The organism is Chitinophaga sp. HK235 (assembly GCF_018255755.1).
GTDB lineage: Bacteria > Bacteroidota > Bacteroidia > Chitinophagales > Chitinophagaceae > Chitinophaga.
Window position 1 is genome coordinate 3,364,221 of the sequence record NZ_CP073766.1, and the last position, 18,771, is coordinate 3,382,991.

12 protein-coding genes are annotated in these 18,771 nt (G+C 48.8%); 5 read left to right on the forward strand and 7 right to left on the reverse strand.

All coding sequences use genetic code 11. The features are described 5' to 3' along the window. The first annotated feature begins 66 nt into the window (after positions 1-66). Positions 67-2,895, forward strand: coding sequence for an FAD-binding and (Fe-S)-binding domain-containing protein (locus tag KD145_RS11750; RefSeq protein ID WP_212006070.1), 2,829 nt, complete (start codon positions 67-69; stop codon positions 2,893-2,895). 269 nt (positions 2,896-3,164) lie between these two features. On the opposite strand, the gene cas3 is transcribed toward KD145_RS11750, so the two are convergent. From cas3 to KD145_RS11775, 5 genes are read right to left on the reverse strand one after another with little or no spacing between them, the layout of a single operon-like run. Continuing rightward, complete coding sequence (gene cas3, locus KD145_RS11755; protein ID WP_212006071.1) at positions 3,165-5,414, reverse strand: CRISPR-associated helicase Cas3'; 2,250 nt, start codon at positions 5,412-5,414, stop codon at positions 3,165-3,167. After that, the gene (locus tag KD145_RS11760) at positions 5,404-6,096 is read right to left on the reverse strand and encodes a hypothetical protein (RefSeq protein WP_212006072.1); all 693 of its coding nucleotides are present in this window, start codon (positions 6,094-6,096) and stop codon (positions 5,404-5,406) included. The genes cas3 and KD145_RS11760 overlap by 11 nt, the downstream gene beginning before the upstream one ends. Then, the gene (gene cas7i / locus KD145_RS11765; RefSeq protein ID WP_212006073.1) at positions 6,089-7,114 is read right to left on the reverse strand and encodes a type I-B CRISPR-associated protein Cas7/Cst2/DevR; all 1,026 of its coding nucleotides are present in this window, start codon (positions 7,112-7,114) and stop codon (positions 6,089-6,091) included. Before cas7i ends, KD145_RS11760 begins: the two co-directional genes overlap by 8 nt. Positions 7,115-7,122: 8 nt before the next feature. Then, entirely contained in the window at positions 7,123-9,105 is a 1,983-nt protein-coding gene (locus tag KD145_RS11770; RefSeq protein WP_212006074.1) for a hypothetical protein, read from the reverse strand. Positions 9,106-9,127: 22 nt separating this feature from the next. Further along, complete coding sequence (locus tag KD145_RS11775) at positions 9,128-9,928, reverse strand: CRISPR-associated endoribonuclease Cas6 (RefSeq protein WP_212006075.1); 801 nt, start codon at positions 9,926-9,928, stop codon at positions 9,128-9,130. A 453-nt stretch (positions 9,929-10,381) separates the two neighbouring features. Here KD145_RS11775 and KD145_RS11780 point away from each other — a divergent pair, with 453 nt between their 5' ends. Then, positions 10,382-11,341 carry a hypothetical protein gene (locus tag KD145_RS11780; protein WP_212006076.1) on the forward strand — a complete coding sequence of 320 codons (960 nt, stop codon included), beginning with the start codon at positions 10,382-10,384 and terminating at the stop codon, positions 11,339-11,341. 47 nt (positions 11,342-11,388) lie between these two features. On the opposite strand, the gene KD145_RS11785 is transcribed toward KD145_RS11780, so the two are convergent. After that, complete coding sequence (locus KD145_RS11785; protein WP_212006077.1) at positions 11,389-13,152, reverse strand: ATP-binding protein; 1,764 nt, start codon at positions 13,150-13,152, stop codon at positions 11,389-11,391. A 126-nt stretch (positions 13,153-13,278) separates the two neighbouring features. Between KD145_RS11785 and KD145_RS11790 the strand changes: the two genes are divergently transcribed. Genes KD145_RS11790 through KD145_RS11800 form a run of 3 tightly spaced genes read left to right on the forward strand, consistent with a single transcriptional unit; the run spans position 13,279 to position 15,749 of the window. Beyond that, positions 13,279-13,671, forward strand: a complete 393-nt coding sequence (locus KD145_RS11790; RefSeq protein WP_212006078.1) for a hypothetical protein — start codon at positions 13,279-13,281, stop codon at positions 13,669-13,671. 7 nt (positions 13,672-13,678) lie between these two features. Continuing rightward, the gene (locus KD145_RS11795; protein ID WP_212006079.1) at positions 13,679-14,434 is read left to right on the forward strand and encodes an ABC transporter ATP-binding protein; all 756 of its coding nucleotides are present in this window, start codon (positions 13,679-13,681) and stop codon (positions 14,432-14,434) included. Between the two features lie 7 nt (positions 14,435-14,441). Continuing rightward, positions 14,442-15,749: a hypothetical protein gene (locus KD145_RS11800; protein WP_212006080.1), complete on the forward strand. Its 1,308-nt coding sequence runs from the start codon at positions 14,442-14,444 to the stop codon at positions 15,747-15,749. On the opposite strand, the gene KD145_RS11805 is transcribed toward KD145_RS11800, so the two are convergent. Beyond that, a complete protein-coding gene (locus KD145_RS11805) occupies positions 15,689-18,703 on the reverse strand; it encodes an endopygalactorunase (protein WP_212006081.1) in 3,015 nt (1,004 codons plus the stop codon). The two genes, KD145_RS11800 and KD145_RS11805, sit on opposite strands and share 61 nt — an antisense overlap. Between the last annotated feature and the right edge of the window lie 68 nt (positions 18,704-18,771).

An 18,771-nucleotide genomic window follows, 5' to 3' on the forward strand; every position in this document is an offset into this window, starting at 1 on the left:
TAAAAGTTATATAACTTGCTTCCTATAACAGTGAATTCAACCAGTCAAGGAATAAGGAAACTCGCCATGAACATAGCAAATGAACTAAAGAAGATCTTACCTGATAAACGTATCAAGTCCAGGTATATAGACGTAATATCTTTTGCGTCCGATGCCGGCTTTTACCACCTGGTACCCAAAGCCGTTGTACAACCGGTGAGTGAAGAAGAAATCATCGCCTTATTCCACTTTTCCCGGGAATACCGGATACCGCTCGTTTTCCGGACAGGAGGTACCAGTCTCTCCGGACAATCTATTACCGATGGTATCCTGGTAGACCTGAGCCAATACTGGAACAAAATACAGATAGAAGAAGACGGCAATACCGTGAGGGTACAACCCGGCATCACCGGTGCTATGGTCAATACCTACCTGAAAAAACACCGCCGCAAGATAGGGCCCGACCCCTCCAGCATCAACTCTGCCATGATGGGCGGTATCCTCTCTAATAACTCCAGTGGCATGTGTTGCGGCGTAGCGCTCAACTCCTATCATACCACCCGTTATATCCGGTTTATCATGCCTGATGGCAACACTTTCAGCACCGAGCATAAAAGCGACTATGCCCGTTTTGAAATGGAATGTGCGCCGCTGTTTGTGAGCCTGACCAACTTCCGTGAGCAGATCGCCGCCAATCCGGCTTTGCACGACAGGATACGGTATAAATACCAGACTAAAAATACAGTGGGCTATTCGCTGAATGCTTTCATCGACTACCACCATCCGCTGGACATCATGGCCCATCTGCTGATAGGGGCAGAAGGTACCCTTGCCTTCATCGCTGAAGCAGTGATGGACACCGTGCCGGATTACGCTTATAAATCCACCGCACTGCTCTATTTTCCTACTATCTACGCTGCCTGCCAGGCCATCGTGCCGCTGACCAACGCAGGTGCCATGATGGTGGAACTGATGGACCGTGCCTCTCTCCGCGCCGTAGAAGACATGGACGGTATGCCCGCCATCGTGAAAACCCTACCGGAAACAGCCGCCGCCCTCCTGATAGAATTCCAGGAAGAAAGCCAGGCCGCCCTCGACGCCCGTGTCAACGGCTTCATGGCCGCCGCCTCTTCCCTCGATATGTCTGAGCCACCGGTATTCACTACCAACCCGGCCGAACAGGCCTTCTTCTGGAAGATCCGTAAAGGGCTGTTCCCCGCCGTAGGCGCCGTACGCGCCAGCGGTACCACCGTCATCCTCGAAGACATCGCCTTCCCCGTAGCCAAACTGGGAGACGCTATCTCCGATATACAACAGCTGTTCGTTCAATACAAATACGACAACGCCATCATCTTCGGTCACGCTAAAGACGGTAACATACACTTTGTGGTGACCCAGTCTTTCAACACGCCCGAAGAGGTTACCCGCTACGACCTCTTTATACAGGACGTAGTGACCCTGGTGGTGAATAAATACGACGGCACCCTGAAAGCTGAACACGGCACCGGCCGCAACATGGCGCCCTTCGTGGAAACAGAATGGGGTGAAGAAGCCTACGAGATCATGAAAAGCATCAAAGAGGCTACAGATCCGCATAACCTGCTCAATCCCGGTGTTATCATCAACAGCGATGCCCGCGCACACCTGAAGAACCTGAAAGAGCTGCCTTCCGTGGAAGAAGAAGTGGACCGCTGTATCGAATGTGGCTATTGTGAACATAAATGTCCCAGTCGCGATATCACCACCACCCCCCGCAGAAGGATCGTTATCAGAAGAGCACTCAAACAACTCGAAAACGCCGGCGACAAAGACCACTATAAATTACTGCTCGACCAATACCAGTACGATGGTATGGAAACCTGCGCGGTGGATGGCCTCTGCGCCACCGCCTGCCCTGTGGATATCAACACCGGAGACCTCATCAAAAGGCTCCGCCGCGAAAACCACTCCCCCATGGCCAATAAAATCGCACTGTATGTGGCCAGACATTTCAAAACCACAGAATGGGCCGTCAGAACCGCGATCCAGACCGGTACCGGTATCAATAAGCTCTTTGGCAAACATACCATGACGCGGCTCACCAAAGGAATCCGGAAAATAGTGCCTGCCATGCCGCTGTGGACCGAACAGCTGCAACAGGCTCCCAATCTGGATATCCTGAAGCCACAGCAAACTGCTGTCACCAGCGATGGCGCTACCATCGTCTATTTCCCGGCCTGTATCTCCCGTATGCTTGGCACCTACGAAGGGAAATCCAAAAACCTCATGGAAACATTCATGAGCGTATGCCAGAAATCCGGTATCAGTGTAGTCGTGCCCGATAATCTCAGCGGCACCTGCTGCAGCCAGATCTTCTCCTCCAAAGGATATAAGGATGCTTCCCAGCATACCGCCAACCACATCGTGGAAAAACTCTGGGCTGATACCCGCCAGGGCGCGCTGCCGGTGGTGATAGACGTCAGCTCCTGCGCTTATACCCTGCATCATATGAGGCCCAACCTCACTGCTGAGAACAAGGAAAAATTTGATCAACTTCGTATACTCGACAGCGTAGACTTCCTGCATGACTACGTACTACCTAAAGTAACCGCTGTCCGCAAGAAAAAAAGCATCGCCCTGCATCCAGTATGCTCACTGGAAAAAATGAAGACCAGCCATAAGTTCCTCCGTGTGGCCAACCACTTCGCCGATGAAGTGATTGTGCCTAAATACGCTGGCTGTTGCGGCATGGCCGGAGATCGTGGATTCCTGTTTCCGGAGCTAACGGAGTCGGCTACACGTCCGGAAGCGACAGAAATAAAGACAGAGGAGCATGATGGTTATTATTCTTCCACTAAAACATGCGAAATAGCCATGTCTGCGGCCGTGAAGAAAAATTATGAATCCGTGCTGTATCTGGTAGATGAAGGGTTGTAACATATTATCCAGGGGCTTAGGCCCCTGGATAAAAATCCCTGTGGTACGAATAAAAGGGGGGTCAGTAAAACAATACAAGTTTCAATTCCGTTAATGGTACGATAATGCTCGTTTCAAATCCCTTGTTTTCAATTCCGTCATGATACGATTACACCATTAGGTGTCTAATACTAACCTATAAACTTTCAATTCCTCTCTGGTTCAATTAAAACTGTGATGGCAACATCATTCCCGTTTTACTTCACGTTTTCAATTCCACACTGGTACAATTATTCTCCCCGCACCCTATACCCTACTCCCTCCACATACTCCAGGTCAGATGCAATGATCACGGCGGTATCATCATGCATTACCTGCTTTTTCACTTCATAAAAATACACTGATACCAATAACTGGTTGGCTTCTACAAACCGTTTCTCACGGCGTTTCTGATTGAATAATTCCAGCAGGTTTCCGCAAAGCACTTCTATCTTTTGATGGCCGTTTTGAATAAATAATTTGATCCAATCGTTGTGATGGCCGGCCACCCATTTGGTTTCAAAGTCACGGATAACGGTACTGTTCAGTCCCTGTTCAAAATCGGCCTGCTGTATGGGGTTGTAGCCATTGCTGTATACGGTGTTACACACTGCTACCAGATCATCTTCTGACAACTCCTGTGTATCCAGCCTATACAATATTTTCCAGGTATCTGCTAATACATCACTATTGTAGAACGGTGTTTTCCGGATGGAGTGTTCGAAGAGATAAACAGGTACCGTGCAGTGTTTCAGTTTTGTCATGTAATCGATGGGATAGATTGTTTTCCCTCCTTCCCGGTTGGCACGGCCCAGGCGCTGTATCAGATCTTCGGCGGGTGCATTTTCTGTGAAGAGGATATCGTAATCCAGCTGCAGGCTGACTTCGACAGCCTGTGTAGCAATCAGCAGCCGTGGTCTTTGGGCCGGATCAGGGTGGCCGATCTTTTTTTCGCTGTCTATCCGGTCCGCTTCGTGCAGGCCACCATGGAGCATTTGAACAGTAGCAACATCGCTGAAGATCTCGTAAAGGTCCTGTGCTGCCTTTACGGTATTAACGATCAACAGCACGGTATGGCTGCGCAGGTATTGCCTGATCAGCGGAATATCGCTGAGGATGGTTGTCCCGGGCCGGCAATAGAGCTGATGCCGTTTTCTGTTCAGTATCTGCCGGTCTGATTCAAAAGCAGGGTCTGGTCGAACAATACAGTCTTCATTTCCATCAAACAGTTCCTTCACCATAAAATTCATCATAAAAGCAGGGATAGTAGCAGACATAAAAAGAAACCGGGCATTAAACACACGCCTGAAGAGCTTAACGGCCGCTATCATCAACCCCATTGTCAAAGCATCATAGGTATGAAATTCATCTATTACAAAAAGAGCATTCCGATAATCGATCAGGGCAAATTCCCATCCTTTATCTTTAAACGCAGTCATGAGCAATTGATGCAGGGTGGCCACTTTCACAGGATAAAACAATTCTGCTGACAAAGTGCTGGCTGACCATGCAGCCTGGGCACGGTCTGCCCCGTTTTCTGTTTCCAGTTGCTCATAGTAAAAACTATAGGTGCGGGAGTGTAATACGGTCACCTTCTCTTTTCCGAAAACCTGCTGCCATTGCAGTGCCGCGGCATTGCAGCTGGCAGTGGTGGGCAACAGATTAAACACGCGGGCATGTGTTGTTTGATTGGCATATATCCAGCTCAGTGCTGCCACGGTTTTTCCGGAGGCAGTAGGTGCATGCACGATGGCATCTGTGAAAGTATTTTGTAAACGTTGCTGAAACTGCCGGAAAGGAAAATATACGCCATTACGCTGGGGTTGAAAATCCTGTATTCGTATAGGCGTATAAGTGGGAATCTGTTCTTCCAGCCTTGCAGAGCCAATATGATCTGCTGCCATCAGCAGGGCACGCATCATCGACATCTGCCGGCGCATCTGCAGTTCTGGAACGGCATTCGGCTGATACAGGCAATGTAACGTATTACGCATATCTCTGGAGATTACCAGACTGATCTCCATTGTTTTAATCTCCATTTTAAGCTCCATCAACTCCAGCCATTGTTTTAGCACATCAGCGGTGAGTATTTCCGCATTGCTGCGATAATGGCATTGCATATCTCTTTTGAGCTGATCAGTATTGAGGGCGGAAGTATTTTTTTTATCCTGATGCGGGATGACGGATTTATGATGTGTAGCGATAGCAAACCTTTCATCCAGCGGCAATTGCAGGAAGTTTTCGCAGAACCACAGGGAGATGATCTCATGACGAAAAGGCAAGCGCGTGACGAACTGGTTTCTGAAAGTAAGATGTATTTTACCCAGATCGTGCAACACACAGCAGTTGTCCAGTTTGGGAGCCCACCAGTTCCTTTCTTCAGGCGTCAGTGGCAGGCGGGCCAGCAGGTTGGCTCCTGCGGTCCTTACGCGATGGGTATGCTCCTGTAAAGTAGTCCCATCCTGTTTGGCAATAAATTGCCGGAAAAAATCAGCGTTCATGTTTAAACGGATGCAGATAAAAACAAATTGGCTCCTGTTGTCCTTCCTGCGCTATTTCATATAAGTCCGGCATACTTACCGGGGAATAGCTGTCCCATGGCACTGCGATGAATATACCGCTGCGGGTGGCTGTTCGGCCGGTACCTATCCCGTCATTTTCACGGTAGGCTTCCGCCATTTGTACCAGCTGACCTCCTGCCTGTATTTGTGGTCCGAAAGGCAGCATACAGCCGGATACAGTCCCTTTGGCTACTTTGCTGGCCGCCACTGTCTTCACGGATGTTACCCTCAGGATATCCTGGGAGCGGCCCAGGGAGGGCGTTCCGGCGGGATACCGGAAATAGTCTGCCCATTCCGGCTGGTCCAGCCACAAGGTAAGGCGGGGCTGCACATGAAACTCCCGCAAGTGAACATCTGTGCCTTTCTGATGTGGTTTCAGTTGCCGGCCGTCAAATGCAAGGCGATGGCGTGTTTCCATATCCTTAGCGGTGTAGTCGAAGCGGTAGTAGCAACCTATTGCCACCTCTCCAGCTTCCACCAGGCGGCCCAGGCAACAACTTATCAGTCCCAGCAACAGGGAATAGGATGGCGCCGGCAGGCAGACAGCATTGCCGGACACCACAAAAGGCATCCGCGGAGTGGCCGTCCAGCCGGCAAACTGTACCTCCAGCAGATTAATCATTATGCAGATGCTTGACAGTAAACTGATGTACCACACCCAGCGGGGAGTCTACCACAAAACCATCACCAAGATTCTTTATTTCTTCTTCGCCCTGTAAGTAACCAGCCCGGATACCAACATATACCGGAGTCGACAACTTATGCCGATAGTCGCGTGCTATTTCTCTCAATGCACCCAGATTGATACCCGGCCGTTCACCACTACCGGTGAAAATATTGTTGAATACCGGGTTGGCAGATTCCATACCGGCGAGTATCAGCACTTTGGGTGATACATCGGCGCCAAAAGCAGCCTGCTTGGCACCACCACGCATATACCCCAGTCCTTTCAGCAATCCGGCTGCCCTGGCCTTTCTGGTCAGTGCCGCATCTTTCAGTTCATATCGCTTAAACTTGCCGTACAGAGCTGTTTCCCGGAAACTGCTCTTGTATTTTTCCAATAACGCTGTAGATAACTCCTGCCGGCTACCCAGGTTATCGTAAACGCCTAAACGATAATATTCGAGGTTAAAAAAACCTTCCAGATGGGTAGCATAAAATTTTGTGGCATAAGGTAAAGGTGTTCCATCCTTCAGGTGTACAAAAGCTTCGTCTGTACTTAAAGTACGCATATTGCGAAGGCCTTTGAGAACAGAAGATTTAAAGGGAGATGTCCGTTGCAATGTTTCTTCTTTTCCTTTTCCGCTTTTCATATAACCAAACAGGTCATCTTCCGGAAAATCTATAGGATTAAGCTCTGTAGCAATTTTGCTGGTACTGCCTTTTTCAGATTCCTTGATACCGCGCAGTTCACTGGGAAGCCAGTTGTTTTCTTCATTGGTGGTATCACGCAGCCAGCGGCGCCAGGCCTGGGCAGACACATAAGGCACTTCTTCCGAACGGTTGTTTACTTTTTCCCAGAATGTTTTGGGTATTACTCTGTTCTTATCTTCTCCTCTGTCTAAGCCGGCTCCGTTCAAAAAGGCCGCTGTGGCGTCTATCAGTAACGCGCCGGTAATGTTGTTTAATGTAGCCATCATGTAATGGATTAAAAGATGGGAGTTGCAGGTTGATGTTCCAGTGTATGTTTGTATAATTTAAGCAGACTTAACTTCAGGGCCATTCCGGCAAACAGTAATGCCAACTCACCATTGGGGTTGTACAATACGCTGTCAGACCAGCTTTGCGCATGGCTCTTTTCCTTGAGATAGTTGTTGGTATTGTCCAGAATTTCCTTAAACCGGTATAAAAAAGGTCCTGATTCCTGTGGGATACTGTTGACCATCCGGAAGAATTTTCCACAGGGAGGCACACCTGTTTCCCGATGACGATAAGCATCATAATAATACGCCTGGTAATCGGCGGCCAGTGCGCGGATATCCCAGAACCATTGCTGTACAGCTGTGGCAGGATACCAATCTTCCGGCAGTTCCAGTGCCTTGACAGGATACTGCTGTTGTTCCGGCTGACTGAAGAAGATCCTTAACAGCTCATTCAGTCCGGCTCTTCTGAACGCATATTTTTTAGGGTCCATCAAAGTGTGGAATATCGTTTCCAGTTCCACGCCGGGCTGATCATAGGCGCGACGCAGCATTTCTGTATATACCACCTGCAAATACCGCTGCGGGTCAGTGAGATCGGCAGTAATTTTCGAGGATAGTTCATCCTGTTGTATGAGGGCTATCATCCATTCGCAGACCTGTTTCACCGGTGATGCGGTTGCTATGGCTGCCGGCATCAATGTTTCGGAAACATTCCGCTGATAATAAAAATGGATGCAGCGGTACAACTGATAACTACTGGTTCTGACAGGCAGATGTTGACTGTCGAGTATCTGCAGATGATGGGCCAGGCTCCAGCGGCCATCCCTGGCTGCTTTCACCAACACCGCCTGCAGATCAGCACGATAGTCCTTTTCCTGCCAGGCAGCAGTGCTGCGCAGATAGCTGTCAAATGAACTGCTTTTGTATTCCCGGATCAGCGTAGCTATATAGCGGGCATATGGCAGCAGCGCATCATTACCGGTTATACGCATATACGTTTCAAAGAAGCGTACCGATACACCTTTATGTGCTACTTTTTTGAACTTATTGGGATACAACAGGCCCCATTCCTGATTACCCTCCAGTGCGTCAAGGAATTTCTGGCTGATGGCTTCTGTACGCAGGATGTTTTCCAGTTCTTTCCTGATATCTGTGTCATTCAACCAATACAGCTTACGCAACAGGCTGCAGGGGATACGGTCTATATCACAGGCGGCGCCGGTACCGGAGTTGGTAAAACTCCACAGGTTCAGGTCTGCATATACATCGGAGGCATCCTCTTTTTCAGACAGGATACTCAGCGCAATCAACAGGTAGTGTCCTTTGGAAAAGGACTGGTTGGGTATCTGCGAGGCCACGGAAGTACCTTCAATGGGTGGCAGCAGAATGTTATAGTTGGCCTGCACATAAGTGCGTGCAAAATAAAAGTCGGAAGAGTCTACCAAAAATATTCCTCCTCTGTATAACAGCGAAGAAAGTGGCAGAAACTGCAGCAGGGCTATACATACCGGATGTATGCCGGGCATAAACTTCGCCTGCGGCAATGCCTGTGCATCCGACCCTATGCTACCGATCAGTGGCACCCATACCCGGTTGATGGATAAGTCTCTTTTTTTTATCTCTCTATCGGAAAGGCCTATACGTAGCAGTGCATCCCGGTAAACTGCTTCAAAAGGGCGGCTAAACCGAAGCCCCGACAGTTCGCATACCTGCTCGCCTTCCAGCTCTATCGTGTCGATGATCTCCCTGAACAAAGCATTGTATACCATGCCTCCATCTTCGTAATACAGTGGGCCGTTGATGGTAAACAACATGGAATAGTTCTTCAGCCGTCTGTTTACCTGCCAGAGTTTTTTTTCCTGGCAAAGCTGCAACAGCAGTTCGGGGGTAATGTCCGTTACGGCAGAAAGCTGGGCCATGGCTTCGATGGTCATCAATGATGCATTGAGCATGGCATTCCCGGTATAGGTCTGGAATAGTTGTTTCATGTCGACAGACATATTTACGGCATCACACAACCTGAAGACTGCCCATACCGGCGCTGTTATACACGCCGGCCCCAGCATCCGCCAGGAGCCTCAGCGCCTGGCCGCCTGCTTTAACTTTGAGCCGGAAGTTGGTATAACCGCGGATTTTGGTCTCCTGTGGTGTATCTGCCTTGATGGTGATTAAACGGGATTTGGGAGGATTGTCCATCAACACCACTTCTACACTGACAGGTCCAAATACGCTATCAGCCTGTTCTTCACCATACAGGGTGATAAATTTCTCCCGCCAGTTGTATACCAGTTGTTTTACAAAATCGGGGTGGCTCGGCGACAGAAAGTCGTAATACCCCCGGTCATTTTTAGAGCCGCATACCAGAGGAGAAAACGGTTGCAGCAATACTTCCCGGATTTCACTGTCCGGGATGTCTTCCAGTTGTGAGGGCACCGCCTGTACCGCAGCTACGTTAAAAACGCCTTTGCTGCGCCGGTCGCCGATCTCAAAGATCTCATTCAGAAACAGTCCCCGGATAAAATTCTCTGCCGCCTGCGGCAGATGGAAAGAGATCGTAAAAACCGCCTCCCTGGATAAAAGGCGGAACCTGTCGCCCTCTATCCGGAAAGCCGTCCTGATCTCTGAAAAAGAAAACAGTTTGAATACTTTGAGGGAACCTGGCCGGGAATAGCCTTTCTCATGCAGAAAAGCGGCGTATTCTTCATCAGCCTGATGTAATATTTTAAATATCACTGCCGATAAGGCATAGGGGTAATTAATGGGAATGACTGTTTCCTGGTGTACTGCCAATAGTTTGATTCTAAAACGCATGTTTATAAATGAATAATGCTTGCTGCCATGACAGCAAATACGATTAAACAATTAGTTCACGCTCTACCAACTACGTTTCCCCTCATTAAGTACTATCTGTCAGCAAAAAAAAGTTAGTGATACAGTACAATGACCCTTGGAAAGAAGGGGCATTTACACCCTCTGGCGGGCATATATTACCACTCACAGGCCACCATACCGGCCGATGCCATTCCCTCTTCCGCAGCCATCAGCGGTCTGTCCCCCTTTAAAAACCTGCAACGGAATAACTGCGGCTATTTTGCGGCGCAATCTTAATTTTAGGTGCGCCCGTTTTGCCCTGCCAACTATCCCGGCCTTTGACTGCCAACGTGAGCATATTGATCCGTGAAGACTATTTACCACCGGTACAGGAACCAAGCACCTAACGTACGCACCTATCCCCGCATTTATAACAATTAAATATTCAGTTTTATGGAAACAACAACACTTCCGGGGCTGTACTGCCCCTTCCCGGGAAAACTCAACCCATTGGTAACAAAAGCAGACAGGCATACTGTTGCCTGGGTCCGGAAATTCGGGCTGGACAATGGCTCCGGCCAGTGGCATCTTTACCAGGAACAAAAATTCACCTGGATGGTGGCGCGTATGTTCCCCAATGCCGACCTCTTCCGTCTTTGTATTGCGGCGGATTTCAACACCCTGCTCTTTTTGTGGGATGATGAAATAGACCGTATCACGCTCAACGACCCCGGTACCAGTTTTGCAACACTGGCGGCCAGCATGATCGGCATCCTCAAAGGGAAATATGTGGCCACTCCACATCAGGACCCGCCACTGTTACTGGCCATGCAGGACATCTGGCAGCGGATGCAGCAGATAGGCCCTGTAACCTGGCAGGAGCGCTTTACCACCAGCCTTCAGGCCGCATTTATGTCCAACAGCTGGCGTATGCAAAATGTCACGGCTACCGACAGCATCTCTCTGGAAGATTATATGCTGCACCGCCCGGGCATCGGCGGGGCCAACTTCTTCCTCGACCTGGCAGAAATCATGGAAAGCGTACACCTGCCCTCCGCCTGGTACCACGATCCCCTCATCAAAGAACTGGGCCTGCTCTGCAGCCGCACCATCTGCTGGGCCAACGACCTCTTCTCCTACACCAAGGAACTGGAGCAGGGCGACGAACTCAACCTCGTGATGATGATCAAAAACAAAAAACAGCTGGCACTGGAAAACGCTGTCCACGAAGCCGCTGCCATCCATGACAACGAAGTGCGGCAGTTTCTGCAAACAGCGGAAATGTTGCTCTCACTCAGCTCCCGGCACGACGCCGCGCTGCTGGACCGTTATATCCTTATGCTGGAACATATGATGGAAGGAAATATCTCCTGGAGCACCAGGGATACCAGCCGTTATGGCATGTTGGTATAACAAACAGTCAATCATGAATAACGAATTGCGGGCGAAGCTGCGAATCCTCACTTCGCATTTTTGTTCGCAATTCGTGATTCGTATTTTATCATGAGGTCGTTCAGGGCTTTCAGGTCAATCGGTTTGGTCATGAAACCATTGGCACCGGCTTTCAGTAAATCACCAATAGAAGTTTCGGCGGCATCGCCGGAAACCGCGATAACAATGGCATTGCGGACCACCGGCATACTGTGCAGAACAGCCAGCGTATCCTTTCCGTTCATGTCCGGCATATGGGAGTCAAGAAAAATAATGTCAGGATGCAGACTGTCCGCCAGTTTCACGCCTTCTTCCCCACTCAGCGCCGACACCACTTCACACTCCATCCGCTCCAGGAACCTGGACAATATCATGTTGCTCATTTCATTATCATCTATCACCAGCGCTTTCACTCCCTTGAAAGACCGGATGGTAAGCTGTTTCGATACAGACGCCTCCGCCACCTTTTCTTCTGCGGCCACCAGCGGTAATGTCAAGGTAAATACGGACCCTTCCCCTTGCTTGCTGGCTACCGATACCGTGCCTCCCATCAGTTCCGCAAAACGCTGCACAATAGGCAGTCCCAGCCCGGTACCGCCAAAAGCATGCTGCTCAGACACATACGGCGAAAAAATAGTGGAGAGTCTTTCTTCCGGAATACCAGCTCCGCTGTCTTTTACATGCAGCTGCCAATCAGGCAATGCCTGGTTGATCTGCACCGTTACCGTACTGCCTGCATGTGTAAACTTAATAGCGTTAAACAGCAGGTTATTAAGTACCTGTGTTAATTTAATTTTATCCCCTTCAATCAGGGCAGGCATCCCCGGCTCAATCTCCAGCGCAATCTGCACATCCCGTACATTAGCGATATACTGGTAAATACTCGTGGTTTCCGCTGCCCATTCCCGCAAATTAAAAGTACTGGTTTCGAGTTGAGGGGTAACACCTTCCTCCAGCCGGTGATGCTCAAGATTGTTGTTAAGAATCTGCAGCACATTATGGGAAGCGGAATACAGATGCTCCACAGAAGATTTTAATTCGGGATATTTATCACTCTGCTGCACTTTCATCAGCAGGTCCTGCGTGATACCATATACAGCGTTAAAAGGATTCCTCATCTCATGAGAGGTTTCCATCGCCTGACGACGACTGTCTTTGTCTGCTTTTTCCAGGGCTGCCGCTTTCCGTTGCAACAAAACATTCTTTCGTTTCAGCCCGCGCACATAGATGTAAATCGTGATCACATCCAGCACCAGGATGGCCGGAATGGATACCCAGCGGATCAGGAACTGATCGGAAAGTGACAGATCCAGCGGCTGTATAACGTTGTAATAATAATTCAGCTCACACAGTATCAGACATAGTACAGAGATAGTGATACTGACAGATATCAGCAGTGGCTTGCCCTGAAAAACAGTCAGGGCGGCACCTACGAGGAAAAAGAACAGTAAATGAACTTCCGCTACCATCCCCATCAGTATGCTGAAATAAACGATGGAAGTATTGTGAAGCAGGGCGGTGAGGATAGCTGCTGTGTTATGCAGCCGGAAGTGGTTAAACAATAACACCACTACAAACAACAGGGCTTCAACGTAGGCGGGGAGTAATATCCGGATGTTGCCGGTAAGATAATAAATCGCAGTGCCAAAAATCAGACATAATACGATGGAAGCCAGACTAAGTGTATTGATGATACTGACTCGTTTCTTCTCTTCTCCTTCCAGTTGAGCAGTCCCTGTATGTATAATTCCCCGCACCAGAAGCGCAGGATGGAATAATCTAGAATAGGTCATTGGGATATCGGTTTGCTGAGAAAACATTCTCCACTGAAAACATCACATCCTTATTTTTTACGAAATTAAACACAAATCGCCGTATAAAAATAAAATGTATTTTTGTAATATATTTTTAACTTATTCATGAAGAAAGGATTATTCTATGCCCTGCTGCTGGCGGCCGCTCCGCTTGCTGCCAGCTGTCAGACTTATAAGGCCCCAACCAGCCAGAACCAATATTATCTTGCTACCATCAAAGGGATCAGTTACACTTACAAAAACGGCGTTGTTACTGTAAAAAACAACGGTCTCTACAATATCGGAACCCTGCTTATCAGCGCTGTCTCCACGGAAGATAAGGAACTCTATGGTGTAGCCGTGTTTGACGAAGGGTTCCTTAAGGGAGAAACCCTGAAAACAACCGTGTACTTCACCCGCGGCCTTGATAACGACCAGGAAGTTCCCCTGAAAGATATCAACGAAAAAAAACTCGTCTTCTCAATCGATAAAGCAACAAGAGCAGGCGGGGCTAAATAAGCTGCCTATGATCACATTACAAGGTGTCTCGAAAAGTTTCCAGCGTAAACTGGTACTGGACGACATCCATCTCACAGTTCAACCCCATGACATCTGTTGTCTGTTAGGCAAAAACGGTGCCGGTAAAAGCACCCTTATCAACATCATCGCCCGGCTTATATCCCAGGACAAGGGAGCGGTGTTGATTAAAGGCCAGGTGTTTGATGACAACAAAATTCTTATCAAGGAAAAAATCGGTCTCGTCAGTCAGTTCGACTATCTGATAGAGCAGCTCACTGGCTACCAGTACCTGGAATTCAGTGGACTGCTCTACAAAATGAAGCCCGCCGATATCAAAGAAAGAATCAACAGCCTGTCCCTCTTCTTCTTCGAAAACACCACCGACATTCACCAAGTTATCAAGGGCTATTCTTCCGGCATGCGCATGAAACTCAACATCATGGCAGCCCTTCTCCACAAGCCCGATATACTATTGCTGGATGAACCCTTTGCCAACCTCGACCCCGTGACCTGTCATAAACTCGCCGGCTTCCTGCAGGAGTTTGCAGCAGCTCCTGGCAAACTGGTGATCATCTCCTCTCATGATCTGCTGTATGTGGATAAAATTGCTACCCGCATCTGTGTGCTGCACGACAAAAAAGTAGTGTTTGATGGTGATAAGGAAAGCTTTACCAATGGCGGTGCCAAAGAACTCGACAAACAATTGCTCGAACTGATCAATCCTGCCGGCATCAACACGGCTTCGCTGAACTGGTTAACCTGAACTCAATATGAGACTGTTACTTTACCTGCTGAAAGCCCGCTGGGGCAACTTTATCCGTGAATGCGACAAACCTGCTACCCTCATGGCACGGCTGGCCATACTACTGGGGGCGGGTTTTAATACCGTTATCATTAGCCTGATACTAACGAATCCCAATCAGACCAAACTGACATGGTTTACCCTTGCGATATTTGCACTCCCGCTTGGTTGTCTTTTTTTTCCTGCCTACCAGCACAAGGTAAACTTATTCCGCCCTGCTGATCCGCTGAGTTTTACACAGCGGGCCTGTATAGCAGCCGGCTACCACCTTGTCTCGCCGTTTTATGCACTGATAACCTCCTGCTTGTTGCTCATGCCGCTGATAAGCCAGCAATTCACCTTATTCAATACACTCAACACCATCGGAGTACTGGCGGCATCAGGTGTTTTCTGTCTGTTGCTGCAAACGGCGTTCTACACCCGCAAACATATTGGCATTGCTTTTATCATCTTTATACTGACAGGTATACTTATCGTGTATACCTCTCCGTTATCTTTTCTGCTATTGCCACTGGCCTTACTGATATGGATTATATGGCAAAACAAAGTAAAGGAAGAACCCGCCGACACAGGAGATAATAAACTATACAGCACTTCCGGCACGGCCAGTGTTTACAGTTATGTGATCAGGATTTACGGCAAAACCAGACCGATTATCATTCCGTTGATCATGGGCCTGGTGTTTAAAACATTGTTTATGGTGATGGCGATAGGCACACAGCATAAACATAAAGAACCTTTTCCAGGCAAGGGTTACATTGTATACATGTTGTGCAGTAGCCTGATTATCTTCACTTATGTGCATAACAATATCTGGGGACATATCTATCGTACTTATCAACATTTGCTGATGACCAGAAATCCAAGGTTGATGTTCAAGATATATCTGTCGCTGCTGATTGTTCCGGTCAGTATAGATATAATCGTATCTGTTCCGTTGTTTCTGACATTATCGACAAGCCTTGTTCAGTTCCGGGATATGATCATCTATTATTTCATAACCCTGGGATGGCTGACGATACTGGGTTTTCATGCATCCAACAACAAACCGGAGGAAGTTACACAGGCTATTAATTTCAAAACCCTGCGGACCAATACACCACTGGGATTTAATCTGGTGGGCATGGCCCTTAGCCTGGCGATGGCTTATGTAACACTTAATGGATATAGCCTGTACGTATTTCCGGCGGCGGCCCTTCTCTGTGCCTATGTTTACTATCGGCTGCTCACGGTACCAACAGCTCCCGTTACCGGCGATTTGCCCCATTCATCCTGATAGCAGACAATGTTTTTCAGCCGAATGCCGGAAGACCTGTTTTGCCCGATGATTGATAAAGCATCTGTTGCTTTTATCACTTTGATATTGGAAATGCTGGCACCCTTTACATCATCGAGATATAATACAAAACGGCTGTCCCGTTTTTCGTAGCGGAAGGAACTTCCCTGAATGCTAAGCCCTTCCACATGACGGGCCCACAGCCCGTAAGCCGGCTGCACTTTAAGGTTGCCCACATTGTATTGGCCCACGCCCAGCTCCGGTGGCCGCTGGCTGGTGTCGGATAAGGGATTGCCGCCTTTATCGGTGATATGTACATCCTTAAACACCACGTTCCTGATATACCCGGTATGCCGGCCATCAGGCAAGGTAAAGTTCAGCCCTCCCTCCACTGCTGCCGGTTCCGGCAGCTGATATCCTGCTATAATGGAAGTGGCACGCTTCTGCGAACCATCAAAAGGCTTCCAGCGAACATCACCTCCAAAGGAGCTGCCACTATATACTTCCGCGATATCAATACCATTGATCAGGATGTTTTCCACCTGACCGATATTCACATTCTGTACCAGCAGCTCTGTTCTTTTCCGGCCTTCTTCTGTAAACGTGTATTTACCTGCTGTAGCTCCGATGATACGTCCTCTGTTGGAGATGGAAATAAAGAAAGGAGCAGTGGTACGGAACATTTTGGAACGTTGATTTACCGGACCGGTATGACCACAGTTGAGATGGATATCCTTTACATATGCACCGTCATTGGTAGAGATGGAGAAACCTGCTTTGTTGGCACCCAGCACATAAATATTGTCCACACAGATATCCATGATATCATCGGCAGTTTCTGAACCAATCTGGAACAGGTTGCAGTTGGTATCACCGATTACATTACGCACGCGGTAATGACGTGCAGGACGTGTAAAGCCCAGTGAACAATCAGATCCCGGCTTGATGATATCATCGGAACTGACCCTGGAATAGATATTACGGACGGTCACCTGATTACAGGCCATAAAGTCGTAGATATCACGGACATTACTCTGATTGTCTTTGCCGAAGTAGGTATCATGCACAAAGATGTTGTCTGTACCGGTGGCCAGCAGTACGAAGTGACCGGCGCGGTCTATCTGCAACATATTACTGTCATCTGTTATTTTCGATCCGTCTTTACCAGTGTAGTAGGGTGCATCTTTTTCCGGATCATACCACAGATCATTATCACGGGCGATGCCGCCGATTTCCACATTGGTACACAACTTCAGTGAAAACATTTTATCGGCGCGTTTGTCGGGAGGATTGTTCATGACCTTGTCGCTGGTCACCAGATTACCATTACCGGTGATGAGGCCATTGCCGATGATTTTGATGTTGTCCAGCCTTTCCCCGAAGAACATGGCGTTGTGAAAATAATGATGCCCTACATCCTGTTTGGTGAGATAGTTTTCCGGATCGAGATAAGGGCCCGGATCTGTTGGTGAAAGGCCGGCACGATAGGCCTTATCGGAGAACCAGGTGGCTTCCGGTGCATCGGCCCCTTTGATGGCGCGGATAACAGCACCTTTGTCCACATACAGGTACACGTTACTTTGCAGGTGTACCGTGCGTACGTTGTAGATGCCTTTGCCAAAGAATAGGGTACCACCGCCGATGTCATGCAGATAACGGATGGCAGCGTTGATCCGGTCAGTATGATCGGTTTCCTCATCACCATTGATGCCAAAATGTTGTACATCCAGCCTGCCGCTGTAATGGGAAGCGATATTGGAAAGACCTTCTTTGCTGGAAAGCCTGAACTGGTATAATTTGCCGGGCTGCAGTCCTGTTACCACAGCAGTGCCCCTGGCTGCATCCACGCGGGCATTGGCACGTGTCCAGGTTTTACCGCTGTCCGGTGACTGCTGTAACTTTACATCAGCGGCTATGGTAGTGGTCCAGCGGAAACGGGCCTGGGTAGCCTTTTCCAGGGCATGAAAAGGTTGATCGTTTACAATGATCCGTTCAAAGTCGGTGATGGTATGCACTACATGCAGCAGGGCTGTTTCTGTGCCGGTGCCGGAACTTGTCAGCACAGCAGGTGCTGCTGTCGTATACATTGCTTTAAAGGGATACTGTCCTGTTGCTGTCAATACTACATTACGGACTTTCAGGACCAGATCAGGGCCGTTGGCCGGGCGCAGGTCCAGGTGGCGGAAAATGACTATACTGCCTCCGTCGGCCGCAGACTGAATATCCACAGTTCCCACTTTGGAATAGGAATAGCGGGTGCCGGTACGGCCAATGGATTGTTTGTCCAGACCCTTCAGCAACACGGCTCCTCTGCCAATCACGTTGACGGTTGTATTATCCGGCGTTATCCGGATACCGGCAGGGAAATAAATGCTGATGGTAGCATCCGGCGTTCTTTGTCCGGCGGTGTATTGAAGGATCAGATCTTTGCTGGTTCCGGCGGTGATCGTGGGTTGCAGTAGCTGCAGCTGACCTGTCAGTGCCCTGTTTTCCGGCCATAAGAGATATATCGTACTCCCGTTGGCGTTAGTGGCGGTCAGGTGGTCGCCCGCAGTGATAGTGCCGGCTGTTTTCAGGATACCATCGGCAGTGTTTATCTGGCAGCTGATATGGTCAGGGCTGGCCGCTTGTACTTCTGCGAGCAGATCGGCCACGGTAGGGCGTATAAGCACCAGTCCCTCATCTTCCTGGCTATCGACCGTGAAAGAGCGGGTAATACCGTTTACCACCCGGATAGTATCACCGCTGATACCGGCGATATGAGGAGATACAGGAGCTGCTGTCAGCTTAGGGCCAGGCCCCTGGCTTATTGGCGATGAGGAAGCCAACGTATCCATAGAAGATACAGGACTGCGGCCAGGGCCTTGTCTCTTAAAAAACGGGGAAGCCAACGCATCCATGGAAGCAGCCACCATCAACATACCTGTCAATATCAGTGTATACGTGTTTTTCATAACGAAGGGAATCTTCTGTTAAAATAAGCAATCGATTGAAATTTTTCTTCATTATTGAAAAACAGCGG

Excerpts from the sequence above, each read along its gene's own strand:
- KD145_RS11770 (WP_212006074.1), bottom strand. The coding sequence starts at position 9,105 with ATGAAACAACTATTCCAGACCTATACCGGGAATGCCATGCTCAATGCA.
- cas3 (WP_212006071.1), bottom strand. The coding sequence starts at position 5,414 with ATGAACGCTGATTTTTTCCGGCAATTTATTGCCAAACAGGATGGGACT.
- KD145_RS11775 (WP_212006075.1), bottom strand. The coding sequence starts at position 9,928 with ATGCGTTTTAGAATCAAACTATTGGCAGTACACCAGGAAACAGTCATT.
- cas7i (WP_212006073.1), bottom strand. The coding sequence starts at position 7,114 with ATGATGGCTACATTAAACAACATTACCGGCGCGTTACTGATAGACGCC.
- KD145_RS11750 (WP_212006070.1), top strand. The coding sequence starts at position 67 with ATGAACATAGCAAATGAACTAAAGAAGATCTTACCTGATAAACGTATC.
- KD145_RS11805 (WP_212006081.1), bottom strand. The coding sequence starts at position 18,703 with ATGAAAAACACGTATACACTGATATTGACAGGTATGTTGATGGTGGCT.
- KD145_RS11760 (WP_212006072.1), bottom strand. The coding sequence starts at position 6,096 with ATGATTAATCTGCTGGAGGTACAGTTTGCCGGCTGGACGGCCACTCCG.
- KD145_RS11785 (WP_212006077.1), bottom strand. The coding sequence starts at position 13,152 with ATGACCTATTCTAGATTATTCCATCCTGCGCTTCTGGTGCGGGGAATT.
- KD145_RS11800 (WP_212006080.1), top strand. The coding sequence starts at position 14,442 with ATGAGACTGTTACTTTACCTGCTGAAAGCCCGCTGGGGCAACTTTATC.
- KD145_RS11790 (WP_212006078.1), top strand. The coding sequence starts at position 13,279 with ATGAAGAAAGGATTATTCTATGCCCTGCTGCTGGCGGCCGCTCCGCTT.
- KD145_RS11795 (WP_212006079.1), top strand. The coding sequence starts at position 13,679 with ATGATCACATTACAAGGTGTCTCGAAAAGTTTCCAGCGTAAACTGGTA.
- KD145_RS11780 (WP_212006076.1), top strand. The coding sequence starts at position 10,382 with ATGGAAACAACAACACTTCCGGGGCTGTACTGCCCCTTCCCGGGAAAA.